The organism is Kitasatospora sp. NPDC059571 (genome assembly GCF_042735675.1).
Classification (GTDB): Bacteria; Actinomycetota; Actinomycetes; order Streptomycetales; family Streptomycetaceae; genus Kitasatospora.
Map to the genome: position 1 here is coordinate 3179 of NZ_JBHWBW010000546.1, position 1735 is coordinate 4913.

2 protein-coding genes are annotated in these 1735 nt (G+C 80.8%); one reads left to right on the forward strand and one right to left on the reverse strand.

Features of this window, described 5'->3' with window-relative positions; genetic code table 11:
* Window positions 1–56: 56 nt before the first annotated feature.
* The gene (locus ACFV0G_RS35160; RefSeq protein WP_380556744.1) at window positions 57–1064 is read left to right on the forward strand and encodes a glycoside hydrolase family 10 protein; all 1008 of its coding nucleotides are present in this window, start codon (window positions 57–59) and stop codon (window positions 1062–1064) included.
* Window positions 1065–1071: 7 nt separating this feature from the next.
* Here ACFV0G_RS35160 and ACFV0G_RS35165 read toward each other — a convergent pair whose 3' ends face one another.
* Window positions 1072–1614 carry a hypothetical protein gene (locus ACFV0G_RS35165; RefSeq protein WP_380556742.1) on the reverse strand — a complete coding sequence of 181 codons (543 nt, stop codon included), beginning with the start codon at window positions 1612–1614 and terminating at the stop codon, window positions 1072–1074.
* Between the last annotated feature and the right edge of the window lie 121 nt (window positions 1615–1735).

Genomic DNA, 1735 nt, shown 5'->3' on the forward strand with positions numbered 1-1735 from the left:
GGCGCCAGGCGCCCCGGGGGCTGCCCCCCGCGGGGCCCCGGCCCCCCCGCCCCCGGGTGGGGCGGGGGGGGTCGGGGGGGGGGATCAAATACCCCCGGGGGGGGCCGCCCCCCGGGGGGTTCGTCGGGGGGGCGGTGCTCGACGCGGTGGCCCGCTACCCGGTCGACGGCGTGCACTTCGACGACTACTTCTACCCGTACCCGTCGGGCGGCCGGGACTTCCCCGACGACCGGACGTTCGCCGCGTACGGCGCCGGCTTCACCGACCGCGCGGCCTGGCGGCGGCACAACGTGGACCTGCTGATCCGGGAGGTGCGCGACCTGGTCCGGGCGGCCCGCCCGGACGCGGCCTTCGGGGTGAGCCCGTTCGGCGTGTGGCGCAACGCCTCGACCGACCCGGCGGGCTCGGCGACCACCGCGTTCCAGTCGTACGACGGCATCCACGCGAACAGCCTCGGCTGGGTCCGCCGCGGCCTGCTCGACTACGTCGCCCCGCAGCTGTACTGGCCGATCGGCCATCCGCTCGCCGACTACGCGGTGCTGGCCCGCTGGTGGGCGGAGCGGACGGCCGGCAGCGGAACGCAGCTGTGGATCGGCCAGGCCGCCTACCGGGCGGGCGCGCCCGCCCAGGGCCCGGCCTGGCAGGACCCGGCCGAGCTCTCCCGGCACCTGGCGCTGAACGCCGCTCTCCCGGCGATCGGCGGCGACCTGCTGTTCAGCGCCGGGGACGTGACCGCCGACCGGCTCGGCGCGATCACCCGCCTGCACGAGGACCACTGGCGGCGCCCCGCCCTCGTCCCGCTGCTCCCCCGCCTCGCCGCCGGCCCCGCACCGGCGCGGCCCGTGCTGCTCCGCGACACCGCCGGCCTGCGGGTCCGCGCGTCCGGCCCGGCCTTCGTCCTCGCCCTGCGCCGGCACGAGCGGCCCGGCGCCCCCGGTGAGCTTGTCGCCGTTCGGCCGGCGGCGGAGCCGCTGTTCACCCCCGCCGCCGGCTCCTGGTACACCGCCACCGCCCTCGACCGGGCCGGCCGCGAGAGCCCGCCGTCCGCGCCGCTGGCCTTCTGAGGCTGCGTCAGGAGTCCTCCGAGTCGGCCAGGACCGGCCCGGCGGCGGTCACCGGATCGCCGCCGGCCCGGTCGGGCAGCGCCTCGACGGACCGGCTCGGGCGCGCCCGGGCCACCGTCGCACCCAGGGTGAGCCCGTGGTCGAAGCGTTCCGAGTTCAGCGCCGCGGCCGGCCCGGCCGCATCCTCGCGGACGGCGGCGCCGGCCGGGGGGCGGGGTGTGGCGTGCCGTCCTCGGGGGCGGTGGCGGGGCAGACTGGGGGGCATGGCCGCACCGTCCCCGCCGGAGCCGCCCCGATCCGGGCGGGCCGGTGACGTGTCGCGGCGCACCGTGCTGCTCGGGGCGGCCGCCGCGGTGCTCGCCGCGTGCAGCTGGCGCACGCACTCCGCCGCCCGGCCGCCGTCCGGCACCGCGTCCCCGCCCTCGGCCACCCCGCCGGGATCGCCGTCCGGATCACCGTCCGCTGCGGTCTCCGGGACGGCCTCGGCCGTGGCGCTGCCGGCGACCACCCCGTGGCGGCCCGGCCCCGGGGAGGTCCAGCCTGACGTCAAGCTGCGGGCCGTCGAACTGGTGGAGGCCCTCGGGGCGTGGCCGCCGGGGGGGGGGGGGCGGGGGGGCCCCCCCCCCCCCGGGGGGGCGCCGCGCCGCGACCCCCCCCCCCCCGAGCCGGGC